The organism is Caulobacter sp. FV1ye6ST, assembly GCF_058681225.1.
This window is the reverse complement of the sequence record NZ_CM178733.1, coordinates 4,665,780-4,689,229: the sequence shown is the minus strand read 5'-3', so window position 1 is coordinate 4,689,229 and position 23,450 is coordinate 4,665,780. Positions and strand designations below refer to the sequence as shown.

The following is a 23,450-nucleotide window of genomic DNA, read 5'->3' as shown; positions in this document are numbered from 1 at the left end:
GCGTAGACGGGCGCGGAAGTAAAGCCCGACGACGCAGCGCAATGGCAACCCCCTTTTCGACTCTTTTTGACCGAACGCCGTTCGAACGTGCAGCTTGCGGCGCTCGGCTTCGCCTGGGGCGCGAATTGCGCCTCGCGGGCGGGCTTTCTGAAAGAGTCTGGTCGTAGAGGCTTCGGTGTCCTATCTCGCGCGCATGATCTTTTCTTTTGACGCCTTCGTCACCGAAGCCCTGTTCGACCGCTCGGGCCGCGCCATGTTCGCTCTGGGCGACGGCACCGTCCGCCTCCAGACCGAGGAGGGATTCGTCACGGTCGAGGCCCATGGCGGCGCGATGGGCGGCGCCGTCCTGGCCGCCGCCGTCCACCCCAGCGGCGTCGGCGTCGTCACCGGCGGCGACGACGGCAAGGTGGTCTGGAGCCGAATCGAGGGCGGTCCAAATGGAACGGGGGAAGTCATCGCCACCCTGATCGCCGAGGTGAAGAACCGTTGGATCGAGCACGTGGCGACCAGCGCCGCCTCGGGCCTGATCGCCTTCACGGCCGGCAAGGAGGTCCACGTCCGCGACGTCGCCGACCCGGCCTTCGCCCGGACCTTCACGCATGAGAAGACGGTGTCGGGCCTGGCCTTCGAGCCCAAGGGCCGCCGTCTGGCCAGCGCCACCTATGGCGGGGCCCAGCTGTGGTACGCCCGCATCGCCGACCAGAAGCCGACCGTCCTCAAGTGGGCCGGCAGCCATATCGCCGTGGAATTCAGCCCGGACGGCAAGTTCCTGATCTCGTCGATGCAGGAAAACCAGCTGCACGGCTGGCGTCTGTCGGACGGCAAGGACATGCGGATGGGCGGCTATCCGTCCAAGATCAAGAGCGTGGCCTTCTTCGACAAGGGCAACCTGCTGGCCACGGCCGGCGCCTCGGGCGCGGTCATCTGGCCGTTCGCCGGCGCCAGCGGCCCGATGGGCAAGGAAGCGGCCGAGATCGGTTTCTCCCGTGATTCGATGGTCGTCCGCGTGGCGGGCGTCGACGTCCAGCCGGTCTGCCTGGCCGCCCAGGACAACGGCAAGATCTGGGCCGCCCACATGCGCAACGGCCGCATCGAGACCCTGAAGGCCGAGAAGGGCGCCCCGATCAGCGCCCTCTCGACCAGCGCCGACGGCCGGTTCTTCGCCTGGGGCGACGAGAGCGGCGAGGCGGGTGTGCTGGAGATCCCGGACCTTTCCGGGCCGCGCCAGTTCGCGGGGTGATGACCGGCAAGGCATGACGACGTCCTCGTCCTTCGACAAGCTCAGGATGAGGACGTGATGTGCGGCGTGAACAACAGCTGACGCCGAGGTAAACAACACCTCACCCTGAGCTTGTCGAAGGGCGGGGTGTTCGGCATCGCGCCAGACCGGGAAGCGCCTCCCAGTCCCCTCGGATCACCGCCTCCTTCTTGGCGCGGCTCCATCCCTTGAGTTGCCGCTCGAAGGCTATGGCGTCGGTAATGAACTGAAAATCGCCCGCCCAGACGAGCTCCACAGGGCGACGCTTGTAGGTGAACGCCTTTGGATCAAGGCCCGCGTTGTGGCCGCTGACGCGCACCGCTGGGTCGGGACCACGATGTGAGCCAACGTAGTAGGCGCCATCCGCGCACCGGACGATATAAACCCAGGCGGATTGGACATCATACATCGCGAAAACCCTAAGGGTGAGCGATCGTCAATATGCGCCCATGAATTGAGTTGTTCCAGCCTCGCGCCGAACACCTCGTCCTTCGACAAGCTCAGGATGAGGTGTTGTTTGCGCCGAGCGTTCAGCCGAGATTGTCCCTGTAAGCCCTCAAAACCCATTCAGCTCCGCCCACTCCTCGAACGGCGCGCGCCGTGAGCGGAAATTGTTCACCGGCGCGGCTTCGTCGCGATAGCCCAGGGCCATGCCGGAGAACAGCATATGGCCCTCGGGCAGACCGACATGGTCGTCGACGATCTTGTTGTAGTGCGACCAGAACTCCTGCGGGCAGGTGTCCAGGCCCCGCTCGACCGCCAGCAGCATGAAGGTCTGCATCAGCATCCCGACGTCGCTCCACTGCGGCGGGCCGCAGCGGCGGTCGATCGAGAAGAACAGCTGCACCGGCGCGCCGAAGCCCTGGCCGTTGGTCGAAAACCACTGCAGCCGCTGGATCTTGTCCTCGCGCGGGATGCCCAGCGCGCCATACATGTCCTCGCCGACCTGGAAGCGGCGCGTCCGCAGCGGCTCCCACAGATTGGCCGGATAGACGTCGTATTCGGTGGGATCGGGAGCGGCGACGCGGGCCAGCATGGTCGCCTTCAGCCTTTCCAGCGGCTCACCGGCCACCGCCTGGACGCGCCAGGGCTGGAGGTTGCCGCCGGACGGCGCGCGGGCGGCCGCTTCCAGTAGCTCGCGGACCACGGCGCCCTTGACCGGATCGGGCTTGAAGGCGCGCACCGACATGCGGCGGTTGACGGCGTCGATCACGTCCATCGAAGGCTCCCTTGAACCCGTGTATCTATGCCGCGCGACAGCGGCGATGGGTCTGGTTAGCATCCGTCCGCAAGGTCAAGACAAGTAGACTTCTCGGTTACGCTTCTTGGGGGATTTCGTGCGGCGGCTGTTGCGGAATATCGCGCTGGCTCTGTTCATCGTGCTGGTGGCTGGGCCGGTGGTGACGGTGATTCTCTATCGCTTCATCCCGCCGCCGGTGACGCCGCTGATGGTCATCCGCGCGGTCGAGGGGCGGGGGCTGGATCACCGCTGGCGGTCGATCGACAAGGTCGCGCCGGCGTTGCCGCGCGCTCTGATCGCCGCCGAGGACGCCCGGTTCTGCGAGCACCACGGCTTCGACTTCAACGCCCTGCAGAAAGCCTATGCCAACAACGAGGCTGGCAAGAAGATCCGCGGCGGCTCGACCATCAGCCAGCAGACGGCCAAGAACGTCTTCCTGTGGCCGGGGCGCTCCTACGTCCGCAAGGGCCTGGAGGCCTGGTTCACGGTGCTGATCGAGCTGCTGTGGGGCAAGGAGCGGATCATGGAGGTCTATCTGAACTCCATCGAGTTCGGCTCGGGCATCTACGGCGCCCAGGCCGCCTCGCAGCGCTATTTCGGCGTCGACGCGGACAAGCTGACCCAGGCCCAGGCCTCGCGCCTGGCGGCCATCCTGCCCAGCCCGCTGAAATGGCGGGTGATCAAGCCGGGCAAGTACGTGGCCAAGCGGACCCAGAAGATCGGCAAGTCCTCGGGGGCGGTGCGCCGAGGCGGCCTGGCCGCGTGCGTGGCCGACTAGAACGGAAGAAGACGGGGAGAACGCCATGGGAATCGCACCGGGGCCGACCTTGGAGACGCGGCGTCTGATCCTGCGGCCCACCGCCGATACGGATCTCGATGGCTGGGCCGAGATGATGGCCGACCCGGTCGCCGCGCGTTTCATCGGCGGCGTGCAGGCGCGCTCCGAGGCCTGGAGGGGCCTGGCGTCCGTGGCGGGCTCCTGGGCGCTGAACGGCTTTGGCATGTTCTCCGTGGTCGAGAAGGCCACCGGCGCCTGGGTCGGCCGCATTGGCCCGCGGGTTCCCGAAGGCTGGCCAGGAACCGAGGTCGGCTGGGGACTGCATCCGTCGGCCTGGGGCAAGGGCTACGCGATCGAGGCCGCCGAGGCGTCGATGGACTGGGCCTTCGATTTCCTGGGCTGGACCGACATCATTCACTTGATCGACCCGGCGAACACGCCGTCCCAGAAGGTGGCCGAGCGCCTGGGTTCGATCAACCGTGGTCCGAGCAAGCTGCCCGCGCCTTACGAGGCTTCGAAGGTGGAGGCCTGGGGGCAGACGGCGGCGGCGTGGCGCGCGCGGCGGGCCCTCTAGTCGACGGCCAGGATCACATCGGACGCCGCGATCCGCGCCTCGACCTTCGCGCCGACGGGCGTTGGCCAGGCCGCATCGCTCGGCCGCAAGGTGGCGGTAAGGGACTTTCCGGCCGAAAGATCGATCGTGATCTCCGCCGAGGTTTCGGTCTCGTCGCGGTCGATGACCCGGCCTGCGAGGCGATTTTCGCCATCGCCTTCCGCGATCCGCACGAAGCTGGACTTGACCAAGGCGATGGCGGGGCGACCCGGCGCGAGACCCAGGTCCTCGACGCTGCGTCGGGTGATCGAGGCGCGAAGGGAGAGGCCGTCGGCCAGCGTCAGGATCACCGTCGCCGTGACGCCGTCGCCCTGGATGTCGGAGACCACTCCGCGCAGGGCGTTGCGGGCGCTGGTGCGAAGGCCAAGGCTCCAGAGCATTTCGGCGTCGCCCGAGAGGTCGGCCTCGAGCCGTGCGAAGGCCGCGCCGACCTCGCGCTCGGCCGCGCGGAAGGCGCGGATCACCGCCTGCCCACGCGCCGTGACCTCGGCCGCGCCGCCGCTGCGGCCGCCGGGCGCGGCGCTGACTAGAGGCGAGTCGAACAGATTGTTCAGCGCCTGCACCCCGTCCCAGGCGCCCTTGTACGAAAGCCCGACCTGCTTGGCCGCGGCGCTGATCGAGCCCAGCCGCGCGACGGCTTCGAGAAGGGCGATGCGCTCCAGCCCCACGCGCGCCAGGCCGCCGCGCTTGAGGATCAGGGATGCGGTGAAGTCGCCGTCTTCGCTCACTGGTCGCGCTCCAAATTCACCGTTATGTATAAGGCCTACATAACCGTAGCATCCAACGAGGACTACCAGATGATCGCCCGTCGTCCGATGCTGATCGCCGCCCTTTCCGGGGCGCTGTCGCTGGTCCTGGGCGGCGCCGCCCTGGCGGGTGAGACCAAGGTCGCCGTGGCCGCCAACTTCACCGAAGCCGCCAAGGAGATCGCCGCCAGGTTCAAGGCCAGGACAGGCCATGATGCGACCTTGAGCTTCGGGTCGTCGGGCCAGTTCTATACCCAGATCGCCAATGGCGCGCCGTATGAGGTGTTCCTGTCGGCCGACGCCGAGCGGCCGCAAAAGGCCGAGGCCGAGGGGCTGGCCGTTCCGGGCTCGCGCTTCACCTACGCCACCGGTCGCCTGGTGCTGTTCAGCAAGACCCCGGGGCTGGTGGACAGCAAGGGCGCGGTGCTCGCCAAGGGCAAGTTCGAGAAGCTGTCGATCGCCGATCCCAAGGTCGCGCCCTACGGCCAGGCGGCGGTCGAGACCCTGACCCGGCTAAAGCTCCACGACGCGCTGAAGCCGAAGATCGTGCAGGGCGCGTCGATCACCCAGGCCTTCCAATACGTCCAGACGGGCGCCGCCGAGCTCGGCTTCGTGGCCCTGTCGGAGGTGATCGACGAGCCGGGCGGCTCGCGCTGGGTCGTGCCGGCGTCGAATCACACGCCGATCGACCAGCAGGCCGTGCTGCTGAAGACCGGCGCGAACAGCGAGGCGGCCAAGGCTTTCCTCAAGTTCCTGAAGGGCGGCGAGGCCAAGGCGATCATCAAGCGCTACGGCTACGAGGTCCGCTGAGCATGGCGGAGGTGCTGTGGCTGACCGGCAAGCTGGCGGGGCTGACCACCGTCCTGCTGCTGATCCTGGCCACGCCGCTGTCGTGGTGGCTGGCGCGCGGGCGCTCGGCGCTGCGCACGCCGGTGACGGCCCTGGTGGCCCTGCCGATCGTGCTGCCGCCGACCGTGCTGGGCTTCTATCTCTTGATCGCGTTGGGGCCGAAAAGTCCGCTGATGGCGCTGTTGCAGCCGTTCGGGATCCGCACCCTGGCCTTCACCTTCGAGGGGCTGGTGATCGGCTCGCTGATCTATTCGCTGCCGTTCGCCGTGCAGCCGCTGCGCAACGCCTTCTTGGCGATTGGCGAGGAGCCGATGGAAGCCGCCGCCACCCTGGGCGCTTCGCCGTGGCAGCGCTTTTGGCGGGTGGCCCTGCCGCTGTCGATTCCGGGCTATGTCGCTGCGGCGATTCTCGTGTTCGCCCACACGGTCGGCGAGTTCGGGGTGGTGATGATGCTGGGCGGCAATATCCCGGGCGAGACCAGCGTGCTGTCGACCGAGATCTATCGCCTGGTCGAGGGCATGGAGTGGGGGAGGGCGCACCAGCTGTCGCTGATGCTGCTGGCCTTCGCCTTCATCGTCCTGCTGACCCTGCCGGGGATCGAGGCCCGGTCGAAGGTCCTCGATCCCAAGGGGCGGACCCTTTAGACGTCCAGATGCACCTTGATCAGCGTCCGCGCTGACCGCGCCACTGCCCGCACCGGACCCGATACGCCCAGGGTGACGCGCGAGATGTAGGCGCCCTCCATCAGCAGCATCAGCGAGTCGGCCAGGTCGTCATCCTTGGCGCCGGCGCGGCGGGTGAGGTCGCTCAGGCGGCGGTGCAGCTCTTTCTTGTAGTTGACCGAGACCACTTGGGCCGGATGGTTCTCCTCGTGCAGCTCGATCGCGGCGTTCGACAGCGGGCAGCCGTGGATGTCGGCGTTGCAGGCCTTGGTCTCGAAGGCGTCGAAGATCGCCTCGAGCTGGGCGCGCGGGTCGGTGCAGCAGCACGACGTCACCTGTTCCCACCAGGCCCAGTAGTCGCGCTCCTGCTCGCGCAGCACCTCGGCGACCAACTCGTCCTTGGACGGGAAGTTGCGATACAGCGTCATCTTGGTCGCATCGGCCTCGGACGCGATGGTCTCGACGCCGACCGCGCGGATGCCGTGCTGATAGAACAGCTCGCGGGCGGTCTCGAAGATCCGGTCCCGCGCGGGGCGCTTGGATACGGCCCCGCTCAAGGACACCCCGTGGGATGCCCCCACAGCGGTTTCCGTGTCGCCCCCGACAACGTCCCCAGAATTTCTCGTCGCCATTTTGGCAGTGCTCTCCTTGACGTGCGAGTTACCGGTCAGTATCTCTCGGCCTGTCGATGATACCGAACGGTCTCGTCGCATTCTAAATCGGCCTTCCGGTCGCCCGGGTCAAGTAACAGCCCCTGCGACATTTCAGTTTCTTAAACCCCAAAAAGGAGCGCGCGCCAATGCCACCGCAAACAAACGTTTACGACGCCGCGCCCCAAGCCAAGCAGGCCAAGGGTTTGCTGGGCTTTTTTAAATCTCAGGCCGGTCCCAGCCGGCGGTGGATTGGACAATCCACCGTCCGCGCCTTGGGCGACACCTGGTCCTCAAGCACCCGACGCGCCGCCCGGCGGCCTGTCTGGGAATGACAACAAGAACCTCCCCCTCAGCCTCCCCGCTTCATCTCCCGACAGGGTCCTCCCCCATGCGTATCCAACCCGTCATCACGTCCTTCGCCGGCCTGGCCGCCGTGGCCGTGCTGGCCGCTTGCTCGGCCCAGGCCAAGCAGGAAGCCGCCGCCCCGCCGCCCGTGCAGGTCACCGTCGCCGACGTCGCCTTCAAGTCGCTCCGCCAGTGGGACGACTTCACCGGCCGCCTTGAGCCGATCGACACCGTCGAGATCCGTCCGCGCGTCAGCGGCTATGTCGACGGCGCCCAGTTCGCCGAGGGCGCCCGCGTCCGTAAGGGGCAGGTGCTCTTCCAGATCGACCCGCGCCCCTACAAGGCCGAGGCCGACCGCGCCGCCGCCGAGGTGTCGCGCGCCAAGGCCCAGCTGGACCTGGCCAGCATCAACCGCGAACGCGGCCGTCGCCTGATCGACCAGAACGCCCTGGCCCAGAGCGAATTCGACCGCCTCGCCTCGGAAGAGCGCGCGGCCCAGGCCAACGTCTCGGCGGCGCAGGCGGCCTACCAGACCGCCCGCCTGAACCTGGAATGGACCAAGGTGACCTCGCCGATCGACGGCCGGATCTCCAAGACCATCATCACCCGCGGCAACCTGGTCACCCAGGCGTCCCTGCTCACGACCGTGGTGTCCGACACCCCGATCTACGCCGAGTTCAACGCCGACGAGCAGACCTTCCTGAAGTACGCCTCGGCCGAACGCGGCAAGGGCAGCCCGGTCTATATGGGCCTGATCACCGAGGACGGTTATCCGCACGAGGGCAAGCTGTCGTTCATCGACAACGCCCTGGACGCCAAGAGCGGCACCATCAACGGCCGGGCGATCTTCGCCAATGCCGACGGCCGCTTCACGCCGGGCCTGTTCGCGCGGATCCGCCTGGTCAGCGCCGAGAGCCAGGTCGTCGCCCTCGCCCCCGATCGCGCCATCGCCACCGACCTGGGCAAGCGCTTCGTCGTGGTCGTGAACGGCGCCAACAAGGCCGAGTACCGCCCGGTCGAGGTCGGTCCGCTGGCCGGCAACCTGCGCATCATCCGCTCGGGCCTGAAGCCTGGCGATCGGGTGGTCGTCGGCGGCCTGCAGAAGGTCAAGCCGGGCGACACGGTCGCTCCGGTCAAGGTCAAGACCGACCTGGCCGACCTCTCGCAGCTGGAAGTCGGCGGCCGCCAGATCGCCGTCGGTCGCTCCGCCGGCCAGAACTAGGTTCGAACCTGAAGCGTAACGCCCGGCTCGCATGACGAGTCGGGCGTCTTTTTCCAGGGTTTTCGCGGTTCCTGTCGCTCGCCGGATGGCGGGGAGGGACCGCTTGCGCCCGACGCTTACCCCATCGGCTCCTCCCCGGATCGACCGCCATGAACTTCTCGAAATTCTTCGTGAGCCGACCGCGTTTCGCGGCCGTGCTCTCCATCATCATCTTCATCGCCGGCCTGGTGGCCCTGCCCAAGCTGCCGATCAGCGAATATCCCGAAGTGGTGCCGCCGACCGTGGTCGTGCGCGCCGCCTATCCGGGCGCCAACCCCTCCGTCATCGGCCAGACCGTCGCCGCTCCGTTGGAGCAGGCGATCAACGGCGTCGAGGGCATGATCTACCAGTCGTCGCAGTCGGCATCCGACGGGGCGATGATCCTGACCGTCACCTTCGCCCTCGGGACAGATCTCGATAAGGCCCAGGTGCAGGTGCAGAACCGCGTCGCCCAGGCCCTGCCGAAACTGCCCCAGGAGGTGCAGCGCATCGGCGTGACCACCGACAAGGCCTCGCCCGACCTGACCCTGGTCGTGCACATGATCTCGCCCAACAACCGCTACGACATGCTGTATCTGAGCAACTACGCGCAGCTGAACGTCCGCGACCGCCTGAAGCGCGTCGACGGCGTGGGCGACGTGCAGATCTTCGGCGCGGGCGCTTACTCGATGCGCGTGTGGCTGGACCCGGAAAAGCTGGCCTCGCTGAACATGACGGCCGGCGATGTGGTCAAGGCGCTGCGCGAGCAGAACGTCCAGGTCGCCGCCGGCCAGCTGGGCGCGCCGCCCACCAATACGGGCGCCGACTTCCAGCTGTCTATCAACGCCCCTGGCCGCCTGACCGACGAGGAGCAGTTCCGCGACGTGATCATCCGCTCGGGTGAGAACGGCGAGATCACCCGCCTTGGCGAGGTGGCCCGCGTGGAGCTGGGCGCCAACAACTACGCCCTGCGCTCGTTGCTCGACAACAAGTCGGCCGTCGCCATGCCGATCTTCCAGCGTCCCGGTTCGAACGCCCTGCAGATGGCCGCCGACATCAAGAAGACGATGAAGGAGCTGAAGAAGGATTTCCCCGAAGGCGTCGACTACGAGATCATCTACGACACGACCGCCTTCGTGCAGGAGAGCATCGACTCGGTGGTCCACACCCTGATCGAGGCCATCATCCTGGTGGTCCTGGTGGTGGTGCTGTTCCTGCAGGGCTGGCGCGCCTCGGTCATTCCGCTGATCGCCGTGCCCGTTTCGCTGGTCGGCACCTTCGCGGTGCTGCTGATGCTGGGCTTCGGCCTCAACGCCCTGACCCTGTTCGGCCTGGTCCTGGCCATCGGCATCGTTGTCGATGACGCCATCGTCGTGGTCGAGAACGTCGAGCGGAACATCTCCAACGGCCTCGAGCCCGCCGCGGCGACCCGCAAGGCCATGAGCGAGGTCACCGGACCGATCATCTCCACGGCCCTGGTGCTGTGCGCGGTGTTCATCCCGACCGCCTTCATCACCGGCCTGTCGGGCCAGTTCTACCGTCAGTTCGCCCTGACCATCGCCATCTCGACGGTGATCTCGGCCTTCAACTCCCTGACCCTGTCGCCGGCCTTGGCCGCCGTGCTTCTGCGCAGCCACGACGCGCCGAAGGACCGCTTCCAGAAGATGATCGACGCGGCGCTGGGCTGGTTGTTCAACCCGTTCAACCGCTTCTTCGCCAAGGCTTCGAACGGCTACGTCAACGGCGTCGCCAGGAGCCTAGGCAAGTCGACCGCCGGCCTGATCATCTATGGCGTGCTGCTGCTGCTGACCTTCGGCGCCTTCGCCAAGACCCCGGGCGGCTTCGTGCCGCAGCAGGACAAGGCCTATGTCGTCGCCGTGGTGCAGCTGCCCGACGCCGCGTCGCTGGATCGCACCGAAGCCGTGATCCGCCAGATGGGCGACATCGCCATGAAGGTGCCGGGCATCAAGCACTCGGTGGCCTTCCCCGGCCTGTCGGCCAACGGCTTCATCAACAGCCCCAACTCCGGCGCGGTGTTCTTCCCGCTGGCCGACTTCAAGGACCGCAAGGACAAGTCGATGTCGGCCAACGCCATCGTCGGCGAGCTGAACGCCAAGTTCGGCGCCATTCCCGACGCCCAGATCGCGGTCTTCCCGCCGCCTTCGGTTCAGGGCCTGGGCACGATCGGCGGCTTCCGCATGCAGATCGTCGACAAGGCGGGCCTGGGTCCTGACGAGCTGAACAGGCAGACCCAGAACCTGATCGACAAGGCGCGCAAGGATCCGGCCCTGGTCGGGGTGTTCTCGACCTACCAGGTCAGCGTGCCGAAGATCGAGGCCAATATCGACCGCGAAAAGGCCCGCGCCTCGGGCGTGTCGCTGACCGACCTGTTCGAGACCATGCAGGTCTATCTGGGCTCGCTGTACGTCAACGACTTCAACCGCTTTGGCCGCACCTACGAGGTCAACGTCCAGGCCGACCAGAGCTTCCGCCTGCAGCCCGAGCAGATGCTGCGTCTGCAGACGCGGAATGGCTCTGGCCAGATGATCCCGCTGGGCAGCTTCGTCAGCTTCAAGGAAGCCACGGGTCCCGACCGCGAGAGCCACTACAACGGCGTGCTCACGGCCGAGATCAACGGCGGCCCGGCCCCCGGCTACTCTTCGGGCCAGGCCCAGAAGGCGCTGGAGGACCTGGCCAAGAAGGAGCTGCCCAACGGCATGGGCTACGAGTGGACCGAGCTGACCTACCAGCAGATCCTGGCCGGCAATTCGGCGGTCTACATCTTCCCGCTGTGCGTGCTGCTGGCCTTCCTGGTGCTGGTCGCCCAGTACGAAAGCTGGAGCCTGCCGCTGGTCGTCATCCTGATCGTGCCGATGACCCTGCTGTCCGCCCTGGCTGGCGTCCTGCTGACCCATGGCGACAACAACATCTTCACCCAGATCGGGCTGATCGTGCTGGTGGGGCTGGCCTGCAAGAACGCCATCCTGATCGTCGAATTCGCCAAGGAGCGCGAGGAACATGGCGACACGCCGCTGCAAGCGGTGCTGGAAGCCTGTCGCCTGCGCCTGCGGCCGATCCTGATGACCTCGATCGCCTTCATCATGGGCGTGTGGCCGCTGGTCGTCAGCCACGGCGCCGGTTCGGAGATGCGCAAGGCGATGGGCGTGGCGGTGTTCTCCGGCATGCTCGGCGTCACGGTCTTCGGCCTGATCCTCACCCCGATCTTCTACTTCGTCATCCGTCGCTCCGCCGCCCGCCGGGCCGCGGCCAAGAAGGCGGCGCTGGCCAATTCGACGGCTCCGGCCGTGGAGGCTCACTGATGTCCGTCTTCGCTAACACTCTGCGCGCCGCGCTGATCGCCGGCGTCTCCCTGACGGCCGCCGCCTGCGCGGTAGGCCCGAACTACAAGGCGCCGGCGACCCCGCCGGCGGCCTTCCAGAACGCCGACCCGGCCGTCTTCACCGCCGCCAATCCCGAAGCCGAATGGTGGAAGGCCTTTGGCGACCCGGTGCTGGACCAACTGGTCGGCCAGGCCTTCTCGGCCAATCTGGACCTGAAGATCGCCGTAGCGCGCGTCGCCGAGGCCCGGGCCCTGTTCACCGAGCAGAAGCTGGACCTGCTGCCGCACGTCACCGCCGACGGGACCTATGTGAAGAGCGACCAGCAGCAGCCCGGCTCGAACGGCCAGCGCGTCGAAGGCCAGACCTACCAGGCCGGCTTTGACGCCGGCTGGGAGATCGACCTGTTCGGCCGCGTCCGTCGCGGCGTCGAGGCGGCGGGCGCCGAAGCCGGCGCGGCCCAGGCCGAACTGCGCGACGCCCAGGTCACGGTCGCGGCCGAGGTCGCCCGCAACTACCTCGAACTGCGCGGCGCCCAGGCCCGCCTCAAGGTCGCCAACCGCAACCTCGAGACCCAGCGCGAGACCGTGCGCCTGACCAAGGTGCGGTTCGACGCCGGGGCCGGCAGTCCAATCGACGTCGCCAGCGCCCAGGCCCGCCTGAACGCCACCGAGGCGGCGATCCCGGTCCTGATCACGGCCGAGAAGCGGGCCAACTACCGCCTGGCCGTCCTGACGGGGCAGCGCCCCGGCGCGCTGGACGCGCTCCTCGTTTCGCGGGAGGCGGACGTCCGTCCGTTGATCACCGCCCTGCCGATCGGCCAGGCGGGGGACCTGCTGCGCCGTCGTCCGGACGTGCAGGCGGCCGAGCGTCGCCTGGCCTCGCAGACCGCTCAGGTCGGGGTGGCGACGGCCGACCTGTTCCCGCGCGTCTCGGTGACCGGCTTCGTCGGCTTCCTGTCGGGAACCTCGGCCGGCTTCGGCAACGGGGCCAGCAAGGCCTGGTCGGTAGCCCCAAGCGTCAGTTGGCCGGCCCTGGACCTGGGCAGCGCCCATGCTCGCCTGCGCGCCGCGCGGGCCCGCGACGACGCGGCCCTGGCCAACTACGACCAGACCGTGCTGCGGGCGCTGGAGGACCTGGAGAACGCCCTGGTCTCGTATCGTCAGCAGCAGTCCCAGTTGGTCAGCCTGACCAATCAGGCCGCCGCCTCGCGGCGCGCGGCCGAGCTGGCCCGGATTCAGTACAAGGAGGGCGGCATCGACTTCCTGGTGCTGCTGGACGCCGAACGCACCCTGCTGGCCGCCGAGGACAGCCTCAGCGTCGCCGAGACCGGCGTCAACACCGACGTCGTGGCCATCTACAAGGCCCTGGGCGGCGGCTGGAAGGCCTGACACCAAAGGTTCGCCCCGGCCATTTCGCGGCCGGGGCGAACTAGTCTTCGCGGCTCGGTTTCGCACAGCAAACCCGATACCGCCGACGCGAGCGCTCCGAAGGTGGGGACAACAAGCGGAGCGCGAGTGCGCCACTCTGTCGCATGCGGGAGCGCTCGCGGATCGTTTCGGCGAGTTTTCCCGCCTTTCAGGGGCTGGAGAGCCGAAACGGTCGTGTCTCGGGTTTGGTTGGGGAACGGATTTTCTCCAAGTCCCGCCTCGGCGCGGACCCTGTGCGAACCCCTGCGCCGCAAGCTTCCTACGCCGAGTTGCACTGAAGCTTTTGGTTAACGATCCGCGAGCCATTCCCCCTGAAACGGCGGACGGCCGCCCGGCAAGAGGCGGCCGCGTCGGGGAAGGCCGCGAGGGATCCGATGACCTGGACCATCAAGACGAGACTACTGAGCTGCCTGGCCGCCTTGGGCGTGGGCATGGCGGCGATCGGCCTGGCCGGCTTCATCGCCAACAACGTCGCCAACCAGCGCATGCAGTCGGTGATCACCGACCGCGTCGAGCCGATGCAGCAGTTGAAGGCCGTCAGCGACATGTACGCCGTCAACATCGTCGACTCCGCTCACAAGGCGCGGTCGGGCGAGCTGTCGATGGACAAGGCGCTGGAAAACGTCCAGGCGGCAAAGACGACGATCAGCCAGAACTGGCAAGCCTACGCCGCTACAGAGATGACCGACGAGGAGAAGGGCCTGGCCGACAAGGTCACCGCCGCGCTTCCCGCCGCCGACGCCTCGGTCGAGACGCTGGAAGGCCTGCTGAAGGCGCGCGACGCCGCCGGCCTGCAAGGCTTCGTCGACGGCAAGCTCTATCCCAACATCGATCCGGTCACCGCCAATGTCGGGGCGCTGGTCGACCTGCAGACCCGCGTGGCGCACAGCGACGGCGTCGCCGCCAAGACGGCTGGGAACATCGCCACGGCGGTGATGGGCGTCATCGCCCTGGTCGCCGCCGGCCTGATGGCCTTCGCCACCCATATCGTCATTGGCAAGGTCTCGGGTCCGCTTCAGGCCATGACCGCCGCCATGCTGCGCCTGGCCGGCGGCGACAACGCCGTCACCATCCCGGCCGTGGGTCGCCAGGACGAGCTGGGCCAGATGGCCGGGGCCGTCCAGGTGTTCAAGGACAACGCCATCGCCAAGCTAGCCGCCGACGCCGATATGGCCGCCGCCAAGGCCCGCTCGGAAGCCGAGCGCCAGGCCATCGCCGCCAAGGCCATCGCCGAGCAGCAGGAACTGGTCGTCCAATCCTTCGGCGTCGGCCTGGACCGCCTGGCCGGCGGCGACCTGACCTATCGTGTCAATGACGACCTGCCGGTCGAGTACGAGAAGCTGCGCGAGAACTTCAACGTCGCCCTGACGCGCCTACAGGACACCATGACGGTGATCATCGGCAACGCCGACGGTATCCGCGCCGGCAGCCGCGAGATCACTAAAGCCTCCGACGACATGGCTCGGCGCACCGAGCAGCAGGCGGCCGGCCTGGAGGAGACGGCGGCGGCGCTGGAAGAGATCACCGCCACCGTCAAGCGCACCGCCGAGGGCGCCAAGGAAGCGCGCCGCGTGGTCGGCGCGGCCAAGACCGACGCCGAGACTGGCGGCCAGGTCGTCGCCGACGCCGTCGCGGCCATGGGCGAGATCGAGAAGTCCTCGGCCCAGATCGGCAACATCATCGGGGTGATCGACGAGATCGCCTTCCAGACCAACCTTCTGGCTTTGAACGCCGGCGTCGAGGCCGCCCGCGCGGGTGAAGCCGGTCGCGGCTTCGCGGTCGTGGCGCAGGAAGTCCGCGCGCTCGCCCAGCGCTCGGCCGACGCGGCCAAGGAGATCAAGGCCCTGATCACCGCCTCGACCGACCAGGTGGACGCGGGCGTGGACCTCGTCGGCAAGACCGGCGAGGCCCTGGCGCGGATCGTCGCCCAGGTCGGCCAGATCAACGGCGTCGTCGCCGAGATCGCCGCCTCGGCCCAGGAGCAGGCCTCCGGCCTGGAGCAGGTCAATGTCGCCGTCACCCAGATGGACCAGGCCACCCAGCAGAACGCCGCCATGGTCGAGGAGAGCACGGCCGCCAGCCACGCCCTCTCGCGCGAAGCCGACAACCTGACCCTGCTGATGGGCCAGTTCAGTGTGGGGCAGCGCCAAGCCGGTGCGACCCGGTCGCGGGCCGCCTAGAACCAGCCCGCCTCGCGCAGGGCCTTGGCGTAGGCGCGGCTGACGGGCGCCTCGACGCCGCCCTTCAATTGCAGGGTCGCCCGGCCGTCGCCGCGTCGGGCGCCCTCGACCGCCGTCTTGGCAACCCACCATGAGCGGTGGGTCTGGGCGCCCTCGATGCCATCGAGCTCGGCCACGGCGTCGGACAGGCGCATCAGGATCAGGTCCTGGCCACGCGAAGTGTGCAGGCGCAGATAGTGGTCCTCGGCCGCGACGGCGAACAGCTCGGCGCCGCGCAGCTTGGCCGGCAGCCGGTCCAGAAAGCGCGGACCCGACGCGCCGGCGGGCGCGGCGTGGGTCTCGACCGGCTGGCGCTGGACCAGGAAGTTCAGCGCCGTCATCGCCGTGGTGACGATGAACACCGGGACCAGGTAGACCGACAGGGCGCCCGGCCGCAGGTGGCCGGAGAAGGTCAGCTCACTGACCAGGCAGACCACGAAGGTGAAGGGCAGGGTGACGCCGACCACGGTCAGCGCGCCATAGAGCCAGGGCCGCGCATCCGCCCGGCCTTCGCGGCCGATGAGCTGGCTGACGCCGGTGCCGACGATCGCCCCAGCGAGACACAGACCCACCCAATAGGCCAGGCGTATGGGCAGCGGGATCTCGGTCGTCCCGAACGCGCCGATCAGGGCCAGGAAGACGCCGCCCACCGCCGACACCGCGAAACCGCGCAGGGCTTCCCTCGTGGTCAGCGCCATTCGCGAAGCGCGAACGGCGTCCGCCAGCCGTTCACGAAACCCAGCCGGTGACTGACGCAACGACGATTGAGACACGGGTCCGACCCCTCCACTCAGATTCTCGACAGCGAGGCGATCCGCCGCCCCGCTCGGAACCGGAGTGAACGAAGATGGCCTCGGAGGGCAAGTCAATCTCGCAGGGCGCCGAACGCTGGACCAGCCTGCGCAACGCCGCGTTCGGCGTCGGCGCCGCCGTCCTGATCGTCGCGGTCGCCTCGCCCAAGCTGTTCACCGACTTCGCGGGCTATGCCGCGCGCATCCCGTTCCATCCCCACGCGCCGGACCTGTCGCGGATCGCCGAAGCGCCCGCCGTCATCAGGCTGCACCTGGTCTCGGCGCTGACCGCCCTGGCCATCGGCATCGCGCTGATGATGCGGGTGAAGGGCACGGGCCTGCACAAGCTGCTGGGCTGGACCTGGGTGCTGGCCATGGGATCGACGGCGGTCAGCTCGCTGTTCATCCGCGAGATCAACCACGGCGCCTTCAGCTTCATCCACCTGCTTTCGGGCTGGACCATCGTCGGCCTGCCGGGCGCGGTCTACGCCGTCAGGCGCGGCAGGGTCGCCGCCCACCGCCGGGCCATGACCGGCATGTTCACCGGCGGCCTGCTGCTGGCCGGCCTGTTCGCCTTCATCCCGGGTCGCCTGCTCTGGACCGTGTTCCTGGGCTGACCCTCTCACCTTCCATCGAAAAGGACCTCATCATGCTGAAGACCCTGACCCTCGCCGCCGTGGCCGCCGCGCTGCTGGCTCCGGCCGCCCACGCCCAGGACGCCGCCGCCCAGGCCGGCTTCGGCGACCTCACCCTGACCTTTCCCGCCCTGGCCTCGAAGTCGGGCAAGGTTTTGATCGCCGTCTACGACAGCGCCCAGGGCTGGAGTTCGGGCAAGCCGGCCCGCGTCGCCCAGGCCTCGGCGTCGGACGCTGAGCCCGCCGCCAAGATCGTCGCCCTGCCGCCGGGGACCTACGCCGTCCGCGCGTTCCAGGACGTCGACGGCGACGGCAAGATGGGCATGAATCCCTTCGGCATGCCCGTGGAGCCCTATGGCTTCTCGAACGACGCGATACCGAACATGGGCCCGCCCAGCTTCGACGCCGCGACCTTCACGGTGAAGGCCGGCGCCAACGCCCAAGTCGTCCACCTGCGCTAGGAGCCGAAAGCGATGAACCGGCGCGACATTCTGCGTGGCGCGGCCCTGATGGGCGGCGCATCCCTGCTGACCCCCGAAGCGGTCTGGGCCGCGGCGGCCAACGCCAAGGCGGGGGACTGGACCCTGGGCCTGGCCGATGTCGAGGCCGACATGGCGCCGACGGGCCTGACCCGGTTGCACGGCAAGGCGCCGGTCGATCTGACCGGGACCCTGTTCCGCAACGGCCCGGCCAAGTTCCGCCGGCCGGGACGCTCGGTGGGCCACTGGTTCGACGGCGACGGCATGGTCCGCAAGTTCCAGATCGCCGGCGGCCAGGCTCGGATGAGCGCCCGCTTCGTGGACACGGTGAAGCGCCGCAACGACACCGCCGCCAACGCGGTGATCACCCCCGGCTTTGGCACCTCCGCCGGCCCCGGCGCGGTGATCACCGGCCCGGACGACGCCAACGCCGCCAACACCTCGGTGCTGATGGCGGGCGGGGAGCTGTGGGCGCTGTGGGAGGGCGGCTCGCCGACCGCCCTGGATCCCGCCAGCCTGGACACCAAGGGCTTCAAGATCCTGCGGCCGGACCTGAAGGGCATGCCGTTCTCGGCCCATCCGCGCGTGCAGCCCGACGGGACGGTCTGGAACATCGGCCTGGGCGGCCATCAGGCGGTGGTTTGGACGCTGGCCCCGGACGGCGCCCTGCGGAAGGCCGAGATGATCAAGCTGCCGCGCGCCAGCTACATGCACGACTTCACCGCCACCGCCCGCCACCTGATCCTGGTGCTGCAGCCCTGGATGCAGGAGCGAATGGTCATGCCGTTCTCGACCTCGATGGCCTGGAAACCCGAGCTGGGGACCCAGGTGCTGGTGCTGGACAAGGACGACCTTTCCAAGCGCCGAGTGTTCGAGCTGCCGCCATTCTTCTTCTTCCACCTGGGCGACGCCTGGGAGGAAGCCGACGGGACGATCCGGTTTGACGCCTGCGTCGACGATGACGCGTCGGGCACGGCGATCAACGCCGGCCTGCTGCTGCGGGGCCAGCATGTCCGCGCCGCCCCGCCGCGCCGTGCGCTGATCACCCTGCGCGCCGACGGCAAGGGCGAGTTCGCCAAGGAGACGGTGAGCGCCGAGTTCCCGCGTGGCGACGCCCGCTTCGCCGGCCTGAGCCGCCGCTATTCCGTACACGTCACCAATGAGCGGCCCGACCGCCCCCTGTTCCAGAGCTTGGCCGTCCGCGACTGGAAGAAGGATCGCGACCAGGTATTCGATTTCGGCTCCCGTCACCTCGTGGAGGAGGCGATCTTCGTCCCGCGCCCGGGCTCGTCCGAGGAACTGGATGGCTGGCTGGTCGGCACGACGGTCAATCTCGACGCCAAGGCGACCGAGCTGCACGTCTTCGACGCGCGCCTCGTCCAGCAAGGCCCCGTGGTCTCCTGGCGGGCGCCCGTGGCCCTGCCGGTGACCTTCCACGGGGTGTTCGCCCCGGCCTAGATAAGACGCTTGGATAACAAGGGTCCCTTGCCAGGTCCGCCGGGATGCGCCTATCCGAGGACGGAGCGCAACCACGGCGGACCTCCATTTCCATGACCGCAACCAAGACCCGCGTGAGCGGGCGGGGCCGTCCGTCCAAGGCCAAGGGGCTGGATCTCAAGGAGACCATCCTCGACGCCGCCGAGGGGCTGTTCGCTCGTCACGGCTTCCACGGGGTGACGACGCGCCAGGTGGCGGCCGAGGCCGGCGTCGATACGGCGCTGATCCACTATTATTTCGGGGCCAAGCGCGAACTGTTCGACGCGGTGTTCGTGCGTCGGGCCGAAATCCTCAACCAGGCCCGCGAGGCGTCGATGAACGCCTATGTCGCGACGCATGACGCGGCGACCATGACCGTCGAGGGGGTGATCGAGGCCTTCATCGATCCCCTGCTGCGCATCTCCCAGGACGGCGGTCCCGGCTGGAAGAGCTATTTCGCCCTGGTCGCCCAGGTGAACAACACGCCCGCCTGGGGCGGCGAGACCATGACCCGCTTCTTCGATCCCGTGGTCCACCAGCTGGTCGAGACCCTGAAGATCGCCCGCCCTCAGGCCGAATATCGCGACCTCTACTGGTGCTATCAGTTCCTGACCGGCTCGATGATGCTGTCGCTGTCCGAGACCGGACGGATCGACTCGCTGTCGGAAGGCGAGTGCCGCTCCAGCGACCTGGAAGCGGTCCGGCGGCGGCTGTTCGCCTACTGCGCCGCTGGCTTCGAAGCGGTGATCGCCAAGCACAGCAAGTAAGATCCTCCTCCGCATCGCGGGGGAGGTGGCCCAGAGGGCCGGAGGGGGCAATCTCGGCCAATGTCCAGTTAGCCCCCTCAGTCGGCCTCGCCGACAGCTCCCCCGCATCGCGGGGGAGCATCATCCGCCCACACTCTTTTTCATCAAGTGATGAAAAAGTTCTGGCGCTTGGCGCGGGTTCGGGTGATGGTGCCTGCAATTCGCTGTTCGATGAAATGGCGAATCCCGAGCACGCGTCCGCACAAGACGGATCCGGCTCGGACGGGCGGAACGCAAGGGAGGGAACCCCATGACTTCGATGTGGAAGGCCGCGCTGTTGGCTGGCGCGGCGTGGAGCACGATCGCGGGCGTCGCGTCGGCGCAAGAGGCGCCGGCGGCGAGCGACAAGGTCTCGGTCGACGAGGTGGTCGTCACCGCCCGTCGCCGCGAGGAAAACCTGAAGGACGTCCCGGTGGCCGTCTCGGCCTTCTCGGCCGAGAAGCTGGAACGCTCGGGCGGCACGGACATCACCGTGCTCTCGCAAACCACCCCGAACATCACGGTGCAGACCGCCCGCGGTTCGAACTCGACCCTGATCAGCTACATCCGCGGCGTCGGCCAGCAGGATCCGCTGTGGGGCTACGAGCCCGGCGTCGGCCTCTATGTCGACGACGTCTACATCTATCGTCCGCAGGGCGCGGTGCTCGACATCTTCGACATCGAGCGCATCGAAGTGCTGCGCGGCCCGCAGGGCACGCTGTACGGCCGCAACACCATCGGCGGCGCGATCAAGTACGTCACCAAGCGCCTGGGCGACGAAGCCGGCGCCAAGATCCGCGCGACCTACGGCAGCTACAACCAGACCGACCTGATGGTCTCTGGCCAGACGCCGGTCGCCGGCGGCCTGTCGGTCGGCGGCGCCTATGCCCGCTACAAGCGCGACGGCTACGGCAAGAACCTGACCACCGGCGCCGAGCAGTACGACAAGGACGTCGAGGCCTATCGCCTGAGCGCCGAGTACAAGCCGACCGAAGACCTGTTCTTCCGCCTGGCCTACGACAAGGTCGTCGACAACTCGAACCCGCGTCACGGCCACCGCGAGACCCTGCCGACCGTCGGCAATTATCCGATCCTGGGCATCTACGACACCCAAGCCGGCCTGGGCGACAAGAACCACGTCCAGACCGAGGGCGTGTCGCTGACCGGCCAGTGGGACGCGACCAAGAACCTGTCGTTCAAGTCGATCACCGCCAACCGCAAGGGCCACACCCAGACCCTGATCGACTTCGACGGCACCCCGCTGCCGACGCTGGACGTGCCGGCCACCTACGACGACCGCTCGTTCTCGCAGGAACTGCAGGCGGTCTATTCGGACGAGAACGTCCAGGGCGTCTTCGGCCTGTACTACATGAACAGCCAGGCCTCGGGCGAGTTCGACACCATCGCCGGCAATCTGGGCGTCTCGATCGCCGACGGCGGCAAGGTCAACACCCAGAGCTTCGCGGCGTTCTTCGACTTCAGCGCCAACCTGACCGACCGCCTGAAGGTCTCGCTGGGCGCCCGCGCCACCCGCGACCACAAGCGCGCCAACGTGTTCCGCTTCTTCTATCTCGGCGCCACGCCGTCGCCGTACCAGGGCGGAACCAACCGTCCGATCCTGCAGGTGCGCACCAACTATGACGCCGTTCGCACCTTCGAACAGTTCACGCCGCGCATCTCGGTCTCGTACGAACTGTCCGACGACCTGAACACCTATGCCTCGTTCTCGAAGGGCTACAAGTCGGGCGGCTGGGACATGCGCGGCGACGCGTTCATCACCCCCCAGACGACCCAGGGCTACCTGCCGGAAGTCGTGAAGACCTACGAGGCCGGCCTGAAGGGCTATGCGATCGACCGCCGCGTCTCGTTCTCTTCGGCGATCTTCCTGTCGAAATATACCAACCAGCAGGTCACGACCCAGGTCGTGGTGCCCTCGGGCATCGCCAGCTCGGTCGACAACGCGGGCGCCTCCACCCTGTACGGCGCCGAGTTCGAGGCCACGACCAAGTTCAGCCAGCACCTGTCGGGCAATGTCGCGCTGGGCTACATCCACGCCAAGTACGACACCTTCAGCCGCTTCGTTCCGGCCGGCGCGCCCAACCCGCTGAACCCGTCGACGGTCCTCGCCACCGGCCAGGTGGTCAACGTCGCCGACCTCTACGGCTTCCAGAACACCCCGAAGTGGACGGGCAATGTCAGCCTGACCTGGCGCACCGAGCTGGCCGGCGGCGATATCGCCATCACCCCGATGGTCAGCTACCGCGACAAGTACCAGCAGTTCGAACAGCCGCTGCCGGCCCTCGACCAGAAGGCCTTCACCCTGGTCGACCTGACGGCGATCTGGACCGCTCCGGGCGGCAAGTACAAGCTGGCCTTCACCGGCAAGAACCTGACCAAGGAGAAGTACCGCACGGGCGGCTACAACTTCGGGGCGCCGACCTACAACAACTCGGTGATCGGCTTCTACGGCCCGCCGCGCACCTTCGCCGGCTCGGTCGAGGTGGCGTTCTAAATCTAGGCGACCAGCTGGGCGGGACTTGCTGCAACAAGTCCCGCCCTTTCTTTATGTAGGCGGTAGCGTAGCGGGGGCGGGCATGAGCGAGCAGCAGCAGACGGCGACGAAGACCCAACGGTCGGGCTATCGCTACGTGGTCCTGGCGATGCTGATCCTCGCCTACACCTTCAACTTCCTGGACCGGCAGATCCTCGGCATCCTGGCCGGGTCGATCAAGGTTGAGTTGAAGCTCTCTGACACCCAGATCGGGCTGATGGGCGGGGTGGCGTTCGCGGCGCTCTACGCCACCCTGGGTGTGCCCTTGGCCTGGCTGGCCGACCGAGTCAGCCGCACCTGGATCATGACCGTCGCCCTGACCGTCTGGAGCGGTTTCACCATGGCCTGTGGTTTCGCTGGCGGGTTCTGGAGCCTGTTTCTGTCGCGGGTCGGCGTTGGGGTGGGCGAGGCTGGCGGCATCGCACCGGCCTATTCGCTGATCTCGGACTATTTCCCCAAGTCGCAGCGGGCGCGCGCGCTGGCGGTCTATTCGTTCGGCATCCCGCTGGGCACGGCCCTTGGCGTGCTGTTCGGTGGATTGATCGCGGCCTACGTCAACTGGCGCTTCGCCTTCATCGCTGTCGGCGCGGCGGGCGTGCTGCTGGCCCCAATCTTCCGCTGGGTGGTCAAGGACCCCGTGCGCGGCGGCATGGATGTCGAGCCGGGCGCGCCGCCTATGGCCCCGCCGAAGGCCCCGGCGTTCGGCGCCGTGCTGGCTACCGTGATGCCCAAGCCCAGCTTCTGGCTGCTGTCCTTCGGCGCGGCCTGTTCGTCGATCTGCGGCTATGGCGTGGCCTTCTGGCTGCCAACCTTCTTCCAGCGTAGCTTTGGCCTGAGCCTGCCCGAGCGCGCGATGTTCTACAGCGCCCTGTCGCTGTTCGGCGGCGTGGCCGGCATCTGGCTGGGCGGCGTACTGGCCGACCGGTTCGGCTCCAAGAACAAGGCCGCCTACGCCTTGGCGCCGGCCATCTGCTTCCTGATCGCTCTGCCGTGCTTCCTGCTGGCCATGAACACCCACTCGATGGTGCTGGCTTTCCTGCTGTTCCTGATCCCGACCGGCCTAAACCTGGCTTGGTTGGGTCCGGTGATCGCCGCCGTGCAGCAGTTGGCCCCGGCCTCGATGCGGACCACGACTTCTGCCCTTTTCCTGCTGATCAACAACCTGCTGGGACTGGCCGTGGGCCTGTGGTTCTTCGGCTATGTTTCCGACCTGCTGACCCCACGCTACGGGGCGGAGTCGATGCGCCACGCCCTCTATTACGGCCTGGGTTTCTACGTCGCCGCCGCACTACTGCTGTTCCTGGCCTCGCGCCGTCTGGACAAGGACTGGGTGGAATAGGGGAGGGATTGGGTAGAGTAGGG

General features: G+C 67.9%; 19 protein-coding genes and 2 pseudogenes. 16 read left to right on the top strand and 5 right to left on the bottom strand.

Annotated elements, in window-relative coordinates; all coding sequences use genetic code 11:
• Positions 1-193 precede the first annotated feature (193 nt).
• Positions 194-1,240, top strand: coding sequence for a WD40 repeat domain-containing protein (locus ACW175_RS22240; protein WP_492105030.1), 1,047 nt, complete (start codon positions 194-196; stop codon positions 1,238-1,240).
• A 100-nt stretch (positions 1,241-1,340) separates the two neighbouring features.
• On the opposite strand, the gene ACW175_RS22235 is transcribed toward ACW175_RS22240, so the two are convergent.
• Positions 1,341-1,667 carry a GIY-YIG nuclease family protein gene (locus tag ACW175_RS22235; RefSeq protein ID WP_492102098.1) on the bottom strand — a complete coding sequence of 109 codons (327 nt, stop codon included), beginning with the start codon at positions 1,665-1,667 and terminating at the stop codon, positions 1,341-1,343.
• A gap of 147 nt (positions 1,668-1,814) precedes the next feature.
• Positions 1,815-2,477 carry a nitroreductase gene (locus ACW175_RS22230; protein ID WP_492102097.1) on the bottom strand — a complete coding sequence of 221 codons (663 nt, stop codon included), beginning with the start codon at positions 2,475-2,477 and terminating at the stop codon, positions 1,815-1,817.
• Between the two features lie 106 nt (positions 2,478-2,583).
• Here ACW175_RS22230 and mtgA point away from each other — a divergent pair, with 106 nt between their 5' ends.
• Positions 2,584-3,276, top strand: coding sequence for a monofunctional biosynthetic peptidoglycan transglycosylase (mtgA, locus tag ACW175_RS22225; RefSeq protein WP_492102096.1), 693 nt, complete (start codon positions 2,584-2,586; stop codon positions 3,274-3,276).
• A 25-nt stretch (positions 3,277-3,301) separates the two neighbouring features.
• On the top strand, positions 3,302-3,850 hold the full coding sequence (locus ACW175_RS22220; RefSeq protein ID WP_492102095.1) for a GNAT family N-acetyltransferase: 549 nt from the start codon (positions 3,302-3,304) through the stop codon (positions 3,848-3,850).
• On the opposite strand, the gene ACW175_RS22215 is transcribed toward ACW175_RS22220, so the two are convergent.
• A complete protein-coding gene (locus tag ACW175_RS22215; protein ID WP_492102094.1) occupies positions 3,847-4,617 on the bottom strand; it encodes a TOBE domain-containing protein in 771 nt (256 codons plus the stop codon). The two genes, ACW175_RS22220 and ACW175_RS22215, sit on opposite strands and share 4 nt — an antisense overlap.
• A 69-nt stretch (positions 4,618-4,686) precedes the next feature.
• On the opposite strand from ACW175_RS22215, the gene modA reads away from it, so the two are divergent.
• Together modA and modB are read left to right on the top strand one after the other, a co-directional pair.
• Positions 4,687-5,445, top strand: a complete 759-nt coding sequence (gene modA / locus ACW175_RS22210; RefSeq protein WP_492102093.1) for a molybdate ABC transporter substrate-binding protein — start codon at positions 4,687-4,689, stop codon at positions 5,443-5,445.
• A 2-nt stretch (positions 5,446-5,447) separates the two neighbouring features.
• The gene (gene modB / locus ACW175_RS22205) at positions 5,448-6,128 is read left to right on the top strand and encodes a molybdate ABC transporter permease subunit (RefSeq protein ID WP_492102092.1); all 681 of its coding nucleotides are present in this window, start codon (positions 5,448-5,450) and stop codon (positions 6,126-6,128) included.
• On the opposite strand, the gene ACW175_RS22200 is transcribed toward modB, so the two are convergent.
• Positions 6,125-6,778 (bottom strand): TetR/AcrR family transcriptional regulator, encoded by a 654-nt coding sequence (locus ACW175_RS22200; protein ID WP_492102091.1) that lies wholly within the window; start codon positions 6,776-6,778, stop codon positions 6,125-6,127. The two genes, modB and ACW175_RS22200, sit on opposite strands and share 4 nt — an antisense overlap.
• 409 nt (positions 6,779-7,187) lie before the next feature.
• Here ACW175_RS22200 and ACW175_RS22195 point away from each other — a divergent pair, with 409 nt between their 5' ends.
• The 5 genes and pseudogenes from ACW175_RS22195 to ACW175_RS22175 form a co-directional block, all read left to right on the top strand.
• On the top strand, positions 7,188-8,366 hold the full coding sequence (locus ACW175_RS22195) for an efflux RND transporter periplasmic adaptor subunit (RefSeq protein WP_492102090.1): 1,179 nt from the start codon (positions 7,188-7,190) through the stop codon (positions 8,364-8,366).
• 149 nt (positions 8,367-8,515) lie between these two features.
• Positions 8,516-11,704: an efflux RND transporter permease subunit gene (locus ACW175_RS22190; protein ID WP_492102089.1), complete on the top strand. Its 3,189-nt coding sequence runs from the start codon at positions 8,516-8,518 to the stop codon at positions 11,702-11,704.
• On the top strand, positions 11,704-13,113 hold the full coding sequence (locus tag ACW175_RS22185) for an efflux transporter outer membrane subunit (RefSeq protein ID WP_492102088.1): 1,410 nt from the start codon (positions 11,704-11,706) through the stop codon (positions 13,111-13,113). Before ACW175_RS22190 ends, ACW175_RS22185 begins: the two co-directional genes overlap by 1 nt.
• Positions 13,114-13,526: 413 nt before the next feature.
• Positions 13,527-14,522 (top strand): annotated as a pseudogene (locus tag ACW175_RS22180) (Tar ligand binding domain-containing protein); the annotation flags it as partial.
• Between the two features lie 150 nt (positions 14,523-14,672).
• Positions 14,673-15,323, top strand: a pseudogene (locus tag ACW175_RS22175) (methyl-accepting chemotaxis protein); the annotation flags it as partial.
• Positions 15,324-15,328: 5 nt separating this feature from the next.
• Here ACW175_RS22175 and ACW175_RS22170 read toward each other — a convergent pair.
• The gene (locus tag ACW175_RS22170; protein WP_492102087.1) at positions 15,329-16,069 is read right to left on the bottom strand and encodes a LytTR family DNA-binding domain-containing protein; all 741 of its coding nucleotides are present in this window, start codon (positions 16,067-16,069) and stop codon (positions 15,329-15,331) included.
• A gap of 149 nt (positions 16,070-16,218) precedes the next feature.
• Between ACW175_RS22170 and ACW175_RS22165 the strand changes: the two genes are divergently transcribed.
• The 6 genes from ACW175_RS22165 to ACW175_RS22140 all read left to right on the top strand — a co-directional run bounded on the left by ACW175_RS22165 (position 16,219) and on the right by ACW175_RS22140 (position 23,427).
• Positions 16,219-16,779 carry a DUF2306 domain-containing protein gene (locus tag ACW175_RS22165; RefSeq protein ID WP_492102086.1) on the top strand — a complete coding sequence of 187 codons (561 nt, stop codon included), beginning with the start codon at positions 16,219-16,221 and terminating at the stop codon, positions 16,777-16,779.
• Between the two features lie 32 nt (positions 16,780-16,811).
• Entirely contained in the window at positions 16,812-17,258 is a 447-nt protein-coding gene (locus tag ACW175_RS22160; protein ID WP_492102085.1) for a DUF2141 domain-containing protein, read from the top strand.
• A gap of 12 nt (positions 17,259-17,270) precedes the next feature.
• Positions 17,271-18,734, top strand: a complete 1,464-nt coding sequence (locus tag ACW175_RS22155; protein ID WP_492102084.1) for a carotenoid oxygenase family protein — start codon at positions 17,271-17,273, stop codon at positions 18,732-18,734.
• Positions 18,735-18,826: 92 nt separating this feature from the next.
• A complete protein-coding gene (locus ACW175_RS22150; protein ID WP_492102083.1) occupies positions 18,827-19,519 on the top strand; it encodes a TetR/AcrR family transcriptional regulator in 693 nt (230 codons plus the stop codon).
• Between the two features lie 289 nt (positions 19,520-19,808).
• Positions 19,809-22,049, top strand: a complete 2,241-nt coding sequence (locus ACW175_RS22145; RefSeq protein ID WP_492102082.1) for a TonB-dependent receptor — start codon at positions 19,809-19,811, stop codon at positions 22,047-22,049.
• An 82-nt stretch (positions 22,050-22,131) separates the two neighbouring features.
• The gene (locus ACW175_RS22140; protein ID WP_492102081.1) at positions 22,132-23,427 is read left to right on the top strand and encodes a spinster family MFS transporter; all 1,296 of its coding nucleotides are present in this window, start codon (positions 22,132-22,134) and stop codon (positions 23,425-23,427) included.
• The last annotated feature ends 23 nt before the right edge of the window (positions 23,428-23,450 follow it).